The sequence below is a fragment of the Klebsiella sp. CN_Kp100 genome (assembly GCF_040065315.1).
Lineage (GTDB): Bacteria > Pseudomonadota > Gammaproteobacteria > Enterobacterales > Enterobacteriaceae > Klebsiella > Klebsiella oxytoca.
This window is the reverse complement of sequence record NZ_JBEAIJ010000029.1, coordinates 71817-87090: the sequence shown is the minus strand read 5'-3', so window position 1 is coordinate 87090 and position 15274 is coordinate 71817. Positions and strand designations below refer to the sequence as shown.

Genomic DNA, 15274 nt, shown 5'->3' with positions numbered 1-15274 from the left:
AATCCCCATAGTGCCGTTTTTTACCGTTTATTCGGAGAATTTAAAAACCAGGATCCCAATCTACTTCGATAGTACGAGTAGCGAGATCGACTTTCTTGATAACCTGCCCATCGAGGAACGGAACCAGCCGCTCCTTGATACCAAATGCATCTTTCAGGTTTGCCTTGATGACGAGAACGTCATTAGACCCGGTTTCCATCATGTCGATGACTTTACCGAGGCTATAGCCTTCAGTGGTCACTACCTGGCAGCCCATCAGGTCTTTCCAGTAATAGTCACCCTCTTCAAGCGCAGGCAGCTGCGATGAATCCACAACAATTTCGCAATTAGTCAATAGATTCGCTGCATCGCGATCGTCAATGCCTTTCAGCTTAATGACGATATCCTGATTGTGGTGGCGCCAGCTTTCCAGCTCAACAACCTGCCACTGACCCGCCTTCTGGATAAACCAGGGCTGATAGTCAAAAATGCTTTCGGCGTCTTCGGTGGAGGAAAACACTCTGAGCCAACCACGGATACCGTAGGAAGAACCCATTTTGCCCAATACAATCGGATCAACAGGTGCTTGTGCGGTGTGTTGCTTGCTCATCATGACCACCGTGACAGATTAAGCTGCTTTGTTAGCGGCTTTGATCAGCGCAGCTACGCGATCGGAAACAGTCGCGCCCTGGCCAACCCAGTGAGCGATACGATCCAGATCCAGACGAGTTCCTTCTTCGGTCGCAGAAGCGATCGGGTTGAAGAAACCAACGCGCTCGATGAAGCGACCGTTGCGTGCATTACGGCTGTCGGTAACAACAACCTGGTAGAACGGACGCTTTTTCGCGCCGTGACGTGCTAAACGAATAGTAACCATAACATCCTCTTGTGTGAATAAAACACCGGGCCCCATCGAGGAACGGAGCCCGGTGTCATATTAAAAGCCCGAAAATTTTACTGATTTCTGGGGAAATTGCAATCAGCAGTTATAAACTCTGCTGTGGAAGGGCACCGCAGATACCCTAAATTGGGTACCTGCGAGTAATTCATAGCCAGAGCGCGCCAACAATGGGACAGGAAAGGAGGGCGCGCCGGCAGCAATAGCTACAATACTATCGGCCTCCGGGGAAACCTGGCGGCATCATACCTTTCATTCCACGCATCATCTTCATCATGCCGCCTTTCGACTTCATCTTCTTCATCATGCGCTGCATATCGTCAAACTGCTTGAGCAGACGGTTCACATCCTGCACCTGCATTCCGCAGCCTGCGGCGATACGGCGCTTACGCGAACCTTTAATAATTTCCGGTTTAGCGCGCTCTTTCAGCGTCATCGAGTTGATGATGGCTTCCATACGCACCAGCACTTTGTCGTCCATTTGCGATTTAACGTTGTCCGGTATCTGCCCCATGCCCGGCAGCTTGCCCATCAGGCTGGCCATACCGCCCATGTTTTTCATCTGACGCAGCTGCTCAAGGAAATCGGTCAAGTCAAAACCATCGCCTTTTTTCAGCTTAGAAGCCAGCTTTTCAGCCTGCGCGCGGTCGACCTTACTTTCGATATCTTCGATCAGGGACAGGACATCGCCCATGCCGAGAATACGGGAAGCGATACGATCCGGATGGAACGGCTCCAGCGCTTCGGTTTTCTCGCCAACCCCGAGGAATTTAATCGGCTTGCCGGTGATATGACGAATCGACAGCGCCGCGCCGCCGCGGGCGTCGCCGTCCACTTTGGTCAATACAACACCGGTTAACGGTAGCGCTTCGTTAAACGCTTTCGCGGTATTCGCCGCATCCTGGCCGGTCATCGCATCGACAACGAACAGGGTTTCTACCGGATTAAGCGTTGCATGGACCTGCTTAATCTCGTCCATCATCGCTTCATCAACGTGCAGACGACCAGCGGTATCCACCAGCAGCACGTCGTAGAATTTGAGCTTCGCTTCTTTCAGCGCGGCATTAACGATATCAACCGGTTTCTGGCCAACGTCAGACGGAAAGAAATCGACGCTAACCTGCTCTGCCAGCGTTTCCAGCTGTTTGATCGCCGCGGGACGATAAACGTCAGCGGAAACCACCAGGACTTTCTTCTTGTGCTTTTCACGCAAGAATTTACCCAGCTTAGCGACGCTGGTCGTTTTACCCGCCCCCTGCAAACCGGCCATCAGAACTACGGCAGGCGGCTGCGCGGCTAAATCGAGCGCCTGGTTCTCTTCGCCCATCGCGGCAACCAGTTCGTTGCGCACGATTTTGACGAACTCCTGCCCCGGGGTCAGGCTTTTATTAACTTCATGACCAACTGCGCTCTCTTTTACACGGTTGATGAAGTCGCGAACCACAGGCAGAGCAACGTCCGCCTCCAGCAGCGCCATGCGCACTTCGCGCAGAGTATCTTTAATATTGTCTTCAGTAAGGCGTCCGCGGCCGCTAATGTTGCGCAGCGTACGCGACAAACGATCGGTTAAATTATCAAACATTGTCTCTCGCCTGAGGTGGAAACGGTCGGTCGCCGCAGCGACACAAAAACGGAATGGGCGCAGTATAACACGACATAAACGCGAATGTGCTGCAACGGTTGGAGCCAGACTCGCGTGACGTTATACTGCTTCTCTCTACTATTTAGTCAACAGTCGACGCGCATATGCCTGTTTTTGCTCTACTCGCCCTTGTCGCCTACTCCATCAGCCTCGCGCTGATCGTCCCTGGTCTGTTACAAAAAAACAGCAGCTGGCGGCGGATGGCGATTCTTTCCGCAACTATTGCGTTGATTTGTCACGCCTTTGCGCTGGAGTCACGCATTTTTCCCGGCGGCGAAAGCGGGCAAAACCTCAGCTTATTAAACGTGGGATCGCTGGTTAGCCTGATGATCTGTACGGTGATGACCATCGTCGCATCGCGCAATCGCGGCTGGCTGCTGCTGCCCATTGTCTACACCTTCGCCCTGATCAACCTCGCGTTCGCTACCTTTATGCCGAACGAGTACATCACGCATCTGGAAACCACGCCGGGGATGTTGGTCCACATCGGCCTGTCGCTCTTTTCTTATGCTACGCTGATTATCGCCGCGCTCTACGCTCTGCAGCTGGCGTGGATTGACTATCAGTTAAAGAACAAACGATTGACCTTCAGTAGCGAAATGCCGCCGCTGATGAGCATCGAACGTAAAATGTTTCATATCACCCAGATAGGCGTGGTGCTGTTAACCCTGACGCTGTGTACCGGGCTGTTTTACATGCATAACCTGTTTAGTGCGGAAAACATTGATAAAGCCGTACTCTCTATCGTGGCGTGGTTCGTTTATATCGTCCTGCTTTGGGGCCACTATCATGAAGGGTGGCGCGGACGCCGGGTCGTCTGGTTTAACGTGACTGGCGCAGGCCTGCTGACGCTGGCCTACTTTGGTAGCCGCGTATTGCAACAGTTCATGAGCTAAGTCTTTAAGGAATCCCTAGTGGAACATATCTCCACCACCACGCTGATCGTAACGCTGATCATCATGGTGGTTATCTCCGCCTATTTCTCCGGTTCTGAAACCGGCATGATGACGCTAAATCGCTATCGCCTGCGTCATATGGCCAAACAGGGTAATCGTCAGGCAAAACGCGTTGAAAAGCTGCTGCGCAAACCTGACCGTCTGATTAGCCTGGTCCTCATTGGCAATAATCTGGTTAATATTCTCGCTTCGGCGCTCGGCACCATCGTGGGTATGCGCCTGTACGGCGATGCAGGCGTTGCCATTGCCACCGGAGTTCTGACGTTCGTGGTGCTGGTATTTGCCGAAGTGCTGCCCAAAACCATTGCGGCGCTCTACCCGGAAAAGGTCGCCTATCCCAGCAGCCTTCTGCTCGCGCCGCTGCAAATACTGATGATGCCGCTGGTGTGGTTGCTCAACACCATCACCCGCATTCTGATGCGCATCATGGGCATTAAAACCGATATCGTCATTAGCGGGGCGCTCAGCAAAGATGAACTGCGTACTATCGTTAATGAATCACGCTCGCAAATCTCCCGCCGCAATCAGGACATGCTGCTGTCGGTTCTGGATCTCGAGAAAGTTAGCGTGGACGACATCATGGTCCCGCGCAATGATATCGTCGGTATTAATATTAACGACGACTGGAAGTCCATTGTCCGCCAGCTGACCCACTCTCCCCACGGCCGCATCGTGCTGTACCGCGACACCCTTGACGATGCCATCAGCATGCTGCGGGTACGCGAAGCTTATCGCCTGATGACGGAGAAAAAAGAGTTCACAAAAGAGGTAATGCTGCGCGCCGCCGACGAAATTTACTTCGTGCCGGAAGGGACGCCGCTCAGCACCCAACTGGTAAAATTCCAGCGCAACAAAAAGAAAGTGGGCCTGGTGGTGGATGAATATGGGGATATTCAGGGGCTGGTCACGGTTGAGGATATCCTCGAAGAGATCGTCGGCGATTTTACGACCTCCATGTCGCCTACGCTTGCAGAAGAGGTAACGCCGCTTAACGATGGTTCAGTGATTATCGACGGTACCGCCAACGTACGTGAAATCAATAAAGCATTTAACTGGCATCTGCCGGAAGATGAAGCGCGAACCATTAACGGTATCATTCTGGAAGCTCTTGAAGAGATCCCTGCCCCCGGCACCCGCGTGCGCATTGAACAGTATGATATCGATATTCTTGATGTTCAGGAGAATATGATTAAACAGGTGAAGGTTATGCCGGTAAAACCCATTCGTGAAAGCGTGGCGGAGTCATAGCATACCTGGCACGGTGCAGGTCTGAATAGAAAAACGGCTACCTCATGGTAGCCGTTTCGCTTATTTACTTCGCTTTCGCTACGGTTACCATCGCCGCGCGAATAGTACGGCCATTCAAGGTGTAGCCCTTTTGCATAATGCCCAGAACGTTACCTGCCGGTACGTCCTCGGACTCAACCATCGCAATGGCCTGATGCACGTTCGGATCCAGCGGCACGTTAGTATCGCCAATGACTTCCACGCCAAACTTACGAACCACGTCCAGCATCGACTTCAGCGTCAGTTCGATACCTTCAACCATCGGCGCCATCTCCGGGTTGGCTTTATCAGCCACTTCCAGGGCGCGGTCCAGGCTGTCGATGACCGGCAACAGTTCGTTGACGAACTTCTCAAGCGCAAACTTATGCGCTTTTTCGATATCCTGCTCGGTACGACGGCGCAGGTTATCTTCATCGGCTTTCGCACGCAGCAATACTTCACGTTCGCGCTTCTGGGCTTCAACGAGCTGAGCTTCCAGATTCGCAATTTTTTCATCGCGCGGATCCACCTGCTCAGCCGAAACCTCAGGCTCTACCGCCTCAACGTCATCGTGCTGCTCCGTGATAATTTCTTCCGGGGCTTGCCCCTCAGGCGTTTTCTGTTCTTTACTACTCATGAATTTCTCCGCGTTTTTTTTCGCATTCATCTCGCTAACTTCGCTTATTATGGGGATCAGTTTCCGGGTTTCAAGGGAACGCAGCCAGATTGTCACTATTCATTTAACTCAAGGACATCCAGATCATGAAGAATCACTTCAAGTGTATAGGCATTGTGGGACACCCTCGTCACCCAACCGCGCTGACCACACATGAAATGCTCTGGCGCTGGCTGTCCAGCAAAGGTTATGAAGTTCTGGTTGAGCAGCAAATCGCTCATGAATTACAGCTCAGCAATGTGAAGACCGGGACGCTGGCGGAAATTGGCCAGCAGGCAGACCTGGCCGTCGTGGTTGGCGGCGATGGTAATATGCTCGGCGCGGCGCGGACGCTGGCGCGCTACGATATTAACGTTATTGGCATTAACCGCGGAAATCTCGGCTTTCTGACCGACCTCGATCCGGACAACGCGCTACAGCAGCTCGCTGATGTGCTCGAAGGCCACTATATCGCCGAAAAACGCTTCCTTCTGGAAGCTCAGGTCTGTCAGCAGGATTGCCAGAAGCGTATCAGCACGGCGATTAACGAAGTCGTCCTGCACCCCGGTAAAGTAGCGCATATGATTGAGTTTGAAGTCTATATTGACGAAGTGTTTGCTTTCTCTCAGCGCTCAGATGGGCTCATCATCTCCACGCCCACCGGCTCCACGGCCTATTCCCTCTCCGCCGGCGGGCCGATCCTCACCCCTTCGCTGGATGCTATCACCCTGGTGCCTATGTTCCCGCATACGCTTTCGGCCCGGCCGCTGGTGATCAACGGTGACAGTACTATTCGCCTGCGTTTTTCGCAGCGCTGCAGCGACCTCGAAATTAGCTGCGATAGCCAGATAGCGCTGCCCATTCAGGATGGAGAAGATGTGCTGATCCGCCGGTGTGATTATCACCTTAATCTCATCCATCCTAAAGATTACAGCTATTTCAATACATTAAGCACTAAGCTTGGCTGGTCGAAAAAATTGTTCTGATTTTATAGCCAGCCCCTTTACTGGATAAAAAACCCGATTATACTGTACGAAAACACAGTAATGGTTTTTCATACAGGAAGGCAGCTATGTTGGCACAACTCACTATCAGTAATTTTGCTATCGTTCGTGAGCTGGAAATCGATTTTCACAGCGGTATGACCGCTATTACCGGCGAGACCGGCGCCGGTAAATCGATCGCTATCGACGCGCTGGGGCTGTGCCTGGGCGGTCGGGCGGAAGCCGATATGGTGCGCAGAGGCGCCAGCCGGGCTGATTTATGCGCGCGCTTCTCCCTGAAAGACACGCCGGCCGCACAACGCTGGCTGGAACAAAACCAGCTGGAAAGCGGGCGTGAGTGTTTACTTCGCCGCGTTATCAGCGCAGACGGCCGCTCTCGCGGCTTTATTAACGGTACGGCGGTGCCTTTATCCCAGCTCCGCGAACTGGGACAGCTTCTTATCCAGATCCATGGCCAGCATGCGCACCAACTGCTAACTAAGCCCGAACATCAGAAGACCTTACTTGATGGCTATACCGGTGAGTATGCGCTTACTCAGCTAATGGCTGAGCGCTATCGTCAGTGGCACAAAAGCTGCCGCGATCTGGCGCAGCATCAGCAGCAAAGCCAGGAGCGCGCCGCGCGTGCGGATCTGGTGCAGTATCAACTAAAAGAGCTCAACGAGTTTAATCCGCAGCCGGGCGAATTCGAGCAAATTGATGAAGAGTACAAACGTCTGGCCAACAGCGGCCAATTGCTGTCGACCTGTCAGCATGCGCTGTCGGTGATGGCAGACGGCGAAGAATCCAATCTGCAAAGCCAGCTCTATGCCGCAAAGCAGCTGGTGAGCGAGCTGGTTGGTATGGACAGTAAACTCTCCGGAGTGCTGGATATGCTTGAAGAAGCATCTATTCAGCTTAGCGAAGCCACGGACGAGCTGCGTCATTATCACGATCGCCTCGATCTCGATCCGAATCGTCTGTTCGAACTGGAACAACGTATCTCCCGACAGATTGCCCTGGCGCGCAAGCATCAAATTACGCCCGAGGAGCTTCCAGAATTTTACCAGTCACTGCTGGAAGAGCAGCGTCTGCTGGATGATAGCGCCGGTTCCCTGGAATCCCTCAATCAGATGGTCGTGGAGCATCATCAGTTAGCCCTTGAGACGGCGAAGCAGCTACATGCCCTGCGTCAGAATAGCGCTGATGAGCTGACTCAGTTAATTACGGAGAGTATGCACTCACTTTCAATGCCACACGGTGTATTCTGCATTGATGTCGCGTTTGATGAGCGTCATCTCACCGCTGAAGGCGCAGACCATATTGAATTCCGGGTAACCACCAACCCGGGTCAGCCGCTGCAGCCAATCGCTAAAGTTGCTTCCGGAGGCGAACTCTCGCGTATTGCGCTGGCGATTCAGGTGATCACCGCGCGGAAAATGGAAACTCCGGCATTGATTTTTGATGAAGTAGATGTCGGTATCAGTGGCCCTACGGCAGCGGTGGTGGGCAAACTGCTGCGCCAGCTAGGTGAGTCAACCCAGGTGATGTGCGTTACCCACTTACCGCAGGTGGCCGGTTGCGGACATCATCATTTCTTCGTCTGCAAGGAAACAGACGGTGAAATGACCGAGACGCATATGCACCCTCTGGATAAACGCGCTCGCTTGCAGGAACTGGCCCGTCTGCTGGGCGGCAGTGAAGTCACTCGTAACACTCTGGCAAACGCGAAAGAGTTGCTTGCCGCGTAAACTTTTTGATTTTCACAGAGTCATAGTGAACAGCAAATTGCCGATAGACCTGCAGCCGAAGGTTCCCAACCGGGCAAAGGTCTATTATCATCGGCATATTACAGATGAGCCACGTACTGCTCGGGCCCAAAAAGGAATCAAATCACTATGCGCTGTAAAACGCTGACTGCTGCCGCAGCGGTTCTTCTTATGTTGACCGCAGGCTGTTCCACTCTGGAACGAGTGGTTTACCGTCCTGACATCAACCAGGGTAACTATCTGGCACCAACCGATGTAGCAAAAGTTCGTGTCGGCATGACGCAACAACAGGTTGCCTATGCCTTGGGTACGCCGATGATGTCGGATCCGTTTGGCACTAATACCTGGTTCTACGTTTTCCGTCAGCAGCCTGGGCATGAAAAAGTTACCCAGCAGACGCTTACCCTGACCTTTAACAGCAGCGGTGTGCTGACCAACATTGATAACAAACCTGCCCTGACGGCGGAGTAATAAAGCTATCAATACACAAAAAGCGCTCATTGAGCGCTTTTTTTATATCTGCATCTTTGGTGCGAAACGGTTACTTTCCGGCGTTTTTCTCCGCCCGTTGACGACGTAGCTCTTTCGGGTCAGCAATCAACGGACGATAGATTTCGACCCGATCGCCATCATGGACGCGATCCTGAAGCTTAGCCGGGCGGCTATAAATTCCCACTTTGTTTTTCGTCAGATCGATATCGTCACGTAGCGCCAGAAGACCGCTGGCAACAATCGCCTGCTCGACCGTCGCCCCCTCCTCAAGCTTGACGCTTTGCAGATACTGTTTTTCCGGCAACGCGTAGGCCACTTCAACCACGATTTTAGCCGGCACTGTAGACCTCTTTAGCGCGCGTCGTGAATGCCTGAACCATATTCATGGCCAGTTCTTTGAAGATACGACCAAACGCCATTTCAATCAGTTTATTGGTGAATTCAAAATCGAGATGAAACTCAATTTTGCACGCTTCCGGGCTTAAGGGGATAAATTTCCAGCCGCCAATCAGCTTTTTAAACGGACCATCGACCAGACTCATCAGGATACTCTGGTTACTGGTGAGCGTATTTCGCGTTGTGAAGGTCTTACTGATACCCGCTTTGGATACGTCAACCGCCGCAGTCATTTGCGTCGGCCCAAGCTCCAGAACCCGGCTACCGGTACAGCCCGGCAGAAAATCAGGATAGGACTTTACATCATTTACCAGTTGATACATCTGTTCAGCACTGAACGGCACCAGCGCGGTACGGCTAATCTGAGGCATAGCAGGTTCCACATATAAACACAGGGCAAATAATATCATTTATCTGCTGCTAAAAAAAACGCTGTACCGCAACTCGTGCTAAGATAGCCCATTACGCCTCGCAGGAAGATTGAGGTACGACTGTTTTAAGACGATGACTTCAGGATACTATGACTAAGAAAAAAGCCCACAAACCTGGATCAGCCACCATTGCGCTGAATAAACGCGCTCGTCATGAATACTTTATCGAAGATGAATACGAGGCGGGTCTTGCCCTGCAGGGATGGGAAGTAAAATCTCTCCGCGCAGGTAAAGCCAATATTGGCGACAGCTATGTCATTTTGAAAGATGGCGAAGCCTATCTGTTTGGCGCCAACTTCACGCCGATGGCGGTAGCGTCCACCCACTACGTATGCGACCCAACGCGTACCCGTAAGCTTCTGCTCAATCAGCGTGAACTGGATACCCTATACGGACGTATCAACCGTGAAGGTTACACCGTGGTCGCTCTTTCCCTGTACTGGAAGAATGCCTGGTGCAAAGTCAAAATCGGCGTAGCGAAAGGTAAGAAACAGCACGACAAGCGCACCGATATAAAAGATCGCGAGTGGGCAGTTGATAAAGCCCGCATTATGAAACACGCAGGTCGTTAATTGCCCTTCTCTTGAGGGTCAGCCAGCTGGCCCTCACGCTATATTGTTGTTGATGCTGATTTTTCATCCACTCTGGCGCCATAATCCTCAAAACGAGGGCTGGTCAGCGCATTCATAAATCTGTTATACTCAACGTACACATTGGGGCTGATTCTGGATTCGACGGGATTTGCGAAACCCAAGGTGCATGCCGAGGGGCGGTTGGCCTCGTAAAAAGCCGCAAAAAAATAGTCGCAAACGACGAAAACTACGCTTTAGCAGCTTAATAACCTGCTCTGAGCCCTCTCTCCCTAGCTTCCGCTCTTAAGACGGGGATCAAAGAGAGGTCAAACCCAAAAGAGATCGCGTGGAGGCCCTGCCTGGGGTTGAAGCGTTAAATCTAATCAGGCTAGTCTGGTAGTGGCGTGTCCGTCCGCAGGTGCCAGGCGAATGTAAAGACAGACTAAGCATGTAGTACCGAGGATGTAGGAATTTCGGACGCGGGTTCAACTCCCGCCAGCTCCACCAAACATTCATTCATGATGCATCATGAACCTTAAAAAAGCCTGTAACTTCAACAAGTTGCAGGCTTTTTTGTTGCATGTGTGGTCATGATCTCTGTATAAATCTTGACCTTTTGGCACCATGTTTAGCACCACGGTATCGTGGGGCTAAAAAAGCGTGGTGCTAAAACATGCCTAAGCAACTGAAACCCTTAACAAATGTGGAGATCGCTGGCGCGAAGCCCCGTAGCACAGATTATGAGCTACGGGACGGTGAAGGCCTGTACTTTCTGGTTAAGACTTCAGGGAGGAAGGCCTGGCATTTCGAGTATTATCATCCCGTCACCAAAAAGCGCACCAAAACCAGCCTTGGCCCTTACCCGGTCGTTACACTGGCCATGGCTCGCGAAACTCGCACGAAATACAGACGACTGCTCTGGCAGGGCATCGATCCCCGTCAACACCTAGCAGGAATAGCCGAAGAAAAACGCATCCAGAATGAATGCACGCTGGAAAAAGTTGCGGAACAGTGGCTCAAAGAGAAAAAACGGACCAGCGATCTTAGCGAAGATCACGCCAAAGATGTCTGGCGCTCGCTGGAGATGCACGTCTTCCCTTCTCTGGGCAATACGCCCGTCACCGAGATCCGCCCGAAGATGCTCAAGGAACACCTCACACCGCTGGAAGAACAGGGCATCCTCGAAACGCTGCGGCGGGTTATCTCACGGCTCAATGAAATATTCCGCTTCGCCATCTCCGAAGAGCTCATCGAGTTCAATCCGGCTGACAACCTGGTCGCCCGCTTCAAAAAACCGAAAAAGCAGAACATGCCCGCCCTTCACCCCACTGAACTGGGCAGACTAATGCTGGCGCTACAGAACGCCTCTATCCGCAAGGAAACCCGCTGCCTTATCGAATGGGAGCTACTGACCTGGGTTCGCCCCGGCGAAGCCGTTAGCGCTCGCTGGTGCGACATCGATATGAAAAAAGCGGAATGGCGCATCCCCGACACCTTTATGAAGATGAACCGTTCGCACACGGTGCCACTCAGCAAACAGGCGCTGCGCGTTCTTCAGATCATGGAGCCCGTCAGCCGCCATCGCCCGTGGGTCTTCCCCAGCATCCGCAAACCGCTGGAGCATATGCACCAGCAGACCGCTAACGCCGCGCTTATCCGTATGGGGTTCGGCGGTGAGCTGGTTGCCCATGGCATGCGCAGCATTGCCAGAACGGCGGGAGCAGGTCATTTCCCCCGTGAAGTCCTGGAGTCTGCGCTGGCGCACCAGAAAGAAGACGAGATCGAAGCGGCCTACAACCGCAGCGACTATCTGGAACAAAGGCGACCGCTGATGCAGTGGTGGGGAAACTACGTTGATGCCGCCAGACGGCAGGCATTGCTCGGTGAAGAAGAACCGCTGCGGATCGTGGAAGGAGAATAATGTGACCAGTCCCATTCGTCAGAATCTGTTTGAACGGGAATGCGATATGCCGCTGCTGGAAGCGCGGCATCTCGCCCTTCTGCTTCTCGGCCTTGATGCTTCCCAACCGGCAAACGCCCTGCCGGAAGAACATCAGGAAAATTACCGTATCCTGCACGACGCCATCAGTCGCACCATCAAAGCCACTGGCATGGTCAGTGCCCCGGCGAATAAACGCATGTTCTATGCCGATGAAATGTTCGCGCTGGCCTGGCGGCTTATTGATGACGAACTCACGCCGCCAGAAATTAAGGCTCGCAGCCTGAAGGCGGTGATGAAACTGTCACGCAACAGCCGTGGCCGCAAATGGCTGAAGACGCTCGGCGACGACGCGCTACCGGATATCACTACTTCAGCACAACCTTCCCAGCGTGGGATACATAAGCGCGACAAGGCACGGGAGAATACTGCCAGGCTCTGCTGGTTACTGGTTCAACTTCTGGTTGAGGAGACTGATGGGCGTTATGGGACGTCTGATAAACCGGCTTCGGATAGGATACTTCGAAAGCTGAGAGCGCTAGCGCAGGAGCGGGAATTACCGTCAGACGGGCTTGGGCGAGGGACGTTTTATGAGGTGTTGAAGATGGGGCGTGAGAAGGAATAGTAGGTAGTTGCTGCAATGCACCAACTCATTATCTAACCAGAGGCAAATGCTGCTTCATTAGGTTTATGGCCAGCACAGACGGCAAACTATTTTCGCTAAATTACATTTTTTGCAGCCAGCGTTGAACTCCCTTCGACGCAGAATCAATTACGTCGGCAAAATAACCTGAGAATTGCACTGACCATTCACTGGCGATCCCTGTAAATTTATCAGCCCAATATCCTTGAGCGGAGAGCTTTTCAGGCTCCGCGTGACCTACTTCCGGAAGGAGTTCAAATTCTGTTGCAGTAATCCCCCCTTTCAGTAGCAGGAGTTCCGTTCCGCCGACAAGTGGCGCGCCGAACATCCGCTCTCTAGGGGCAAGCTTCTGAAGCAAGACAGTTTCCGAAGTACCGGAAAACAAGGGTTAGTTGTGCATTCATGATAATATGATGAAATGCTTTCATTTCATCGGGGATTCAATAAAATTGTACCATCGACGATACAATGGCAGGTAAGGAGTTTACGTGAGAGATCTTAATGGAGCGGTCTTCAACACAGAACTGAATGATTTATGCAGAAAATATTTTATAAAAGGTCCAATCGAACCGACTAAGAATGAAGTTCTTGAGTTTCCAACTAAATACAATGAAATTAAATCATGTCTTTTTGAAAGCTTCATCCTTAACAAAGAAATTAATTTTAAAGTTGAAGGTGAAAACATTCCCCTATGCGTACTCGTAAATGAAATTGGATTGAGAGGCATTGAGGAGCTAATAGATGATAATGCTTTAAGTTTTACATTATGGGAACCAATGATAGTTCATATGGTTGATAAATTAGATGGTATAACACCAATCGCTGCTGGGCGTTATAGCAATGGGCCCTATGTTGATCCCGAGGAATCTGTAAATTTGGGATTAGGTTTTATGAGATCACCGCTAAGAAAAGGCGAAGTAAGAGCATTAACCAGAAAAATTAGAGATTTGTACCTATTTGTTCCAAAAGGGATAGAACATGATTGTGTTAGCATTACAATGTCCGCTCTCGAAAGTGGAAAGCTTAAAAGTTTAGGTTTGTCTGCACCAGTTAAGCCTAACGACCATCTTAGTCGCGAAGATAAAATTACATTAACAAAATGTGCATCAGATCTTTTAAGTTACAAATATCTTATTCGCAAACATGCTTCAGCAAGCCCAACAAGCAATGTGCAAATTTTATTAAATAATACCATTGGTAAATCAACTGTGATGTCTAAAGAAAATATATTCTCTGCTATATTAAAGCTTGAAGACTTCCCAGACATTCAATCTTCATTCAAATCCATGGGGCTCCCTATGGACGAGTTAATCAGAGTTAGAAAAAGCAAAAACTCTAAAAAATTTAGGAAATGGTTAGATACACTCCATTCAATTTCAGATCCAATTGAAGCGCAACGCTATTACTTAGAAAGCACTCAAAATCCCAAAGGGATATTTGATTCATTCTTTGGAAAGTCAACAAAGAGTATTGCCATGATGATACTAGGAGCATACGCTGGTGCCCAAGTGGATGCGAGTATTGGACCATATGTCGGTGCATTAGGTTCAAAAGTTGCTGGCCCAATTACTGATTATATTTTAGACATGGCTGACGAATATCTGTTTTCCGAGTTAACTAAGGGGTGGACTCCCAAAATTTTCATAAATGACATTAAACAATTAAGCTTCAAATACTCAGTATGAGTATCAAATAGCCAGGCATCGTAATAGAGTGTTATGGGTAACTGTTTCCACCTCATCATTCCTCCGAACCTTTGCAACTGACTCTGTTGGGGATGTGGAGAAAACAAGTCACATCTTTGTTCGAAATGAACTCATTCACCTTCAAGAAAGAATGAAAGAATTAAAGAATTAAATAATCATCGGGAGAAAAAGTAATCGACGTTATCCCCTATAAGTTTAGCGACAACATCATATAATAATGATACCAAGCATAGAAAAATCGCGCCTACATATGCAGGCGCGAAAATTCATTTACACATCAATAAACTCTAAAACTTCAGGCCGTAACTCATGCAGTCGTATATCAAGCTTAAAATGCCATACCCAGAACGCTGAAAAAGGAAACTTGGGTTTACACATTATTTTTAAAGTTTCAATTGCTTCGTCGATCTTACTCTGTAAACTAGTTCTAGTGATCAGCACTCGTCTAGCATTTATATACTCATAATAGTAGTCAAAGATTTTTTCCATTAAGTTCTCTCGCGTAATACCACGCAAGCCTGTATTATCTAAATTATAACACTCATCAAGCAATGCCACAGTATTTAATGTCTCTTGACTAGGATTTGAATAGTGAGCGCGTACAATTACTTTTTCAGAACTGACCCCTGGTAAAATATGTTCAATTTCCTTGGTGACATTCACACTGGAGTCCGTACAATTTAGAAGATTAGTGTGATGCGCCCCTTTAATACTATTACAACGACCGCAAGCATAGAATAAATTATCCCAATTATATTTTAGCAAAACATCACCTTCATGAGGCACAAAATGTTCAATTTCTGGGTCTGTAAGATCAATTTGCTCACATAGATAGCACTTACCAAAAAACATGGGTTTTAGAATAGCAACCACAGTGGGATCATTATAAATATTACGAGCTAAACAGGAAGGAGCTGGTGCAACTCTCGAAACATTAAACATAATTA

General features: G+C 50.1%; 17 protein-coding genes, 1 other RNA gene and 1 pseudogene. 11 read left to right on the top strand and 8 right to left on the bottom strand.

Annotated features, from left to right (window positions below; translation table 11 throughout):
- Window positions 1-40: 40 nt before the first annotated feature.
- The 3 genes from rimM to ffh all read right to left on the bottom strand — a co-directional run bounded on the left by rimM (window position 41) and on the right by ffh (window position 2459).
- Complete coding sequence (gene rimM / locus ABLV12_RS09770; protein WP_004104638.1) at window positions 41-589, bottom strand: ribosome maturation factor RimM; 549 nt, start codon at window positions 587-589, stop codon at window positions 41-43.
- Window positions 590-607: 18 nt separating this feature from the next.
- Window positions 608-856, bottom strand: coding sequence for a 30S ribosomal protein S16 (rpsP, locus tag ABLV12_RS09765; protein ID WP_004104640.1), 249 nt, complete (start codon window positions 854-856; stop codon window positions 608-610).
- Window positions 857-1091: 235 nt separating this feature from the next.
- On the bottom strand, window positions 1092-2459 hold the full coding sequence (ffh, locus tag ABLV12_RS09760; protein WP_004114506.1) for a signal recognition particle protein: 1368 nt from the start codon (window positions 2457-2459) through the stop codon (window positions 1092-1094).
- A 164-nt stretch (window positions 2460-2623) separates the two neighbouring features.
- On the opposite strand from ffh, the gene ABLV12_RS09755 reads away from it, so the two are divergent.
- Window positions 2624-3415 carry an inner membrane protein YpjD gene (locus tag ABLV12_RS09755; protein ID WP_004104642.1) on the top strand — a complete coding sequence of 264 codons (792 nt, stop codon included), beginning with the start codon at window positions 2624-2626 and terminating at the stop codon, window positions 3413-3415.
- Window positions 3416-3433: 18 nt separating this feature from the next.
- Window positions 3434-4723: an HlyC/CorC family transporter gene (locus ABLV12_RS09750; RefSeq protein ID WP_004104643.1), complete on the top strand. Its 1290-nt coding sequence runs from the start codon at window positions 3434-3436 to the stop codon at window positions 4721-4723.
- Window positions 4724-4787: 64 nt separating this feature from the next.
- On the opposite strand, the gene grpE is transcribed toward ABLV12_RS09750, so the two are convergent.
- Complete coding sequence (grpE, locus tag ABLV12_RS09745; RefSeq protein WP_148720850.1) at window positions 4788-5378, bottom strand: nucleotide exchange factor GrpE; 591 nt, start codon at window positions 5376-5378, stop codon at window positions 4788-4790.
- Between the two features lie 125 nt (window positions 5379-5503).
- Here grpE and nadK point away from each other — a divergent pair, with 125 nt between their 5' ends.
- The 3 genes from nadK to bamE all read left to right on the top strand — a co-directional run bounded on the left by nadK (window position 5504) and on the right by bamE (window position 8619).
- On the top strand, window positions 5504-6382 hold the full coding sequence (nadK, locus tag ABLV12_RS09740) for an NAD(+) kinase (protein ID WP_004104646.1): 879 nt from the start codon (window positions 5504-5506) through the stop codon (window positions 6380-6382).
- Between the two features lie 86 nt (window positions 6383-6468).
- Window positions 6469-8130 carry a DNA repair protein RecN gene (gene recN, locus ABLV12_RS09735; RefSeq protein WP_064399039.1) on the top strand — a complete coding sequence of 554 codons (1662 nt, stop codon included), beginning with the start codon at window positions 6469-6471 and terminating at the stop codon, window positions 8128-8130.
- A 147-nt stretch (window positions 8131-8277) separates the two neighbouring features.
- Window positions 8278-8619: an outer membrane protein assembly factor BamE gene (bamE, locus tag ABLV12_RS09730; protein WP_004104649.1), complete on the top strand. Its 342-nt coding sequence runs from the start codon at window positions 8278-8280 to the stop codon at window positions 8617-8619.
- 70 nt (window positions 8620-8689) lie between these two features.
- On the opposite strand, the gene ABLV12_RS09725 is transcribed toward bamE, so the two are convergent.
- Window positions 8690-8980, bottom strand: a complete 291-nt coding sequence (locus ABLV12_RS09725) for an RnfH family protein (RefSeq protein WP_004104651.1) — start codon at window positions 8978-8980, stop codon at window positions 8690-8692.
- Window positions 8970-9407 carry a type II toxin-antitoxin system RatA family toxin gene (locus tag ABLV12_RS09720; RefSeq protein WP_004104653.1) on the bottom strand — a complete coding sequence of 146 codons (438 nt, stop codon included), beginning with the start codon at window positions 9405-9407 and terminating at the stop codon, window positions 8970-8972. The genes ABLV12_RS09725 and ABLV12_RS09720 overlap by 11 nt, the downstream gene beginning before the upstream one ends.
- Window positions 9408-9556: 149 nt before the next feature.
- Here ABLV12_RS09720 and smpB point away from each other — a divergent pair, with 149 nt between their 5' ends.
- From smpB to ABLV12_RS09700, 4 genes are all read left to right on the top strand, one after another.
- On the top strand, window positions 9557-10039 hold the full coding sequence (smpB, locus tag ABLV12_RS09715) for an SsrA-binding protein SmpB (protein ID WP_004104655.1): 483 nt from the start codon (window positions 9557-9559) through the stop codon (window positions 10037-10039).
- Between the two features lie 143 nt (window positions 10040-10182).
- Window positions 10183-10546, top strand: a transfer-messenger RNA (tmRNA) gene (gene ssrA / locus ABLV12_RS09710).
- Window positions 10547-10712: 166 nt separating this feature from the next.
- Complete coding sequence (locus ABLV12_RS09705; RefSeq protein WP_064398011.1) at window positions 10713-11960, top strand: integrase domain-containing protein; 1248 nt, start codon at window positions 10713-10715, stop codon at window positions 11958-11960.
- A 1-nt stretch (window position 11961) separates the two neighbouring features.
- On the top strand, window positions 11962-12603 hold the full coding sequence (locus tag ABLV12_RS09700; RefSeq protein ID WP_064398009.1) for a hypothetical protein: 642 nt from the start codon (window positions 11962-11964) through the stop codon (window positions 12601-12603).
- Window positions 12604-12703: 100 nt separating this feature from the next.
- On the opposite strand, the gene ABLV12_RS09695 is transcribed toward ABLV12_RS09700, so the two are convergent.
- Window positions 12704-12979 carry a hypothetical protein gene (locus ABLV12_RS09695; protein ID WP_224314291.1) on the bottom strand — a complete coding sequence of 92 codons (276 nt, stop codon included), beginning with the start codon at window positions 12977-12979 and terminating at the stop codon, window positions 12704-12706.
- Between the two features lie 130 nt (window positions 12980-13109).
- Here ABLV12_RS09695 and ABLV12_RS09690 point away from each other — a divergent pair, with 130 nt between their 5' ends.
- Together ABLV12_RS09690 and ABLV12_RS09685 are read left to right on the top strand one after the other, a co-directional pair.
- The gene (locus ABLV12_RS09690) at window positions 13110-14306 is read left to right on the top strand and encodes a hypothetical protein (protein WP_064398005.1); all 1197 of its coding nucleotides are present in this window, start codon (window positions 13110-13112) and stop codon (window positions 14304-14306) included.
- A gap of 88 nt (window positions 14307-14394) precedes the next feature.
- Window positions 14395-14478 (top strand): annotated as a pseudogene (locus ABLV12_RS09685) (hypothetical protein); the annotation flags it as partial.
- A gap of 119 nt (window positions 14479-14597) precedes the next feature.
- On the opposite strand, the gene ABLV12_RS09680 reads toward ABLV12_RS09685, so the two are convergent.
- Window positions 14598-15269, bottom strand: coding sequence for a hypothetical protein (locus tag ABLV12_RS09680; RefSeq protein ID WP_064398003.1), 672 nt, complete (start codon window positions 15267-15269; stop codon window positions 14598-14600).
- Between the last annotated feature and the right edge of the window lie 5 nt (window positions 15270-15274).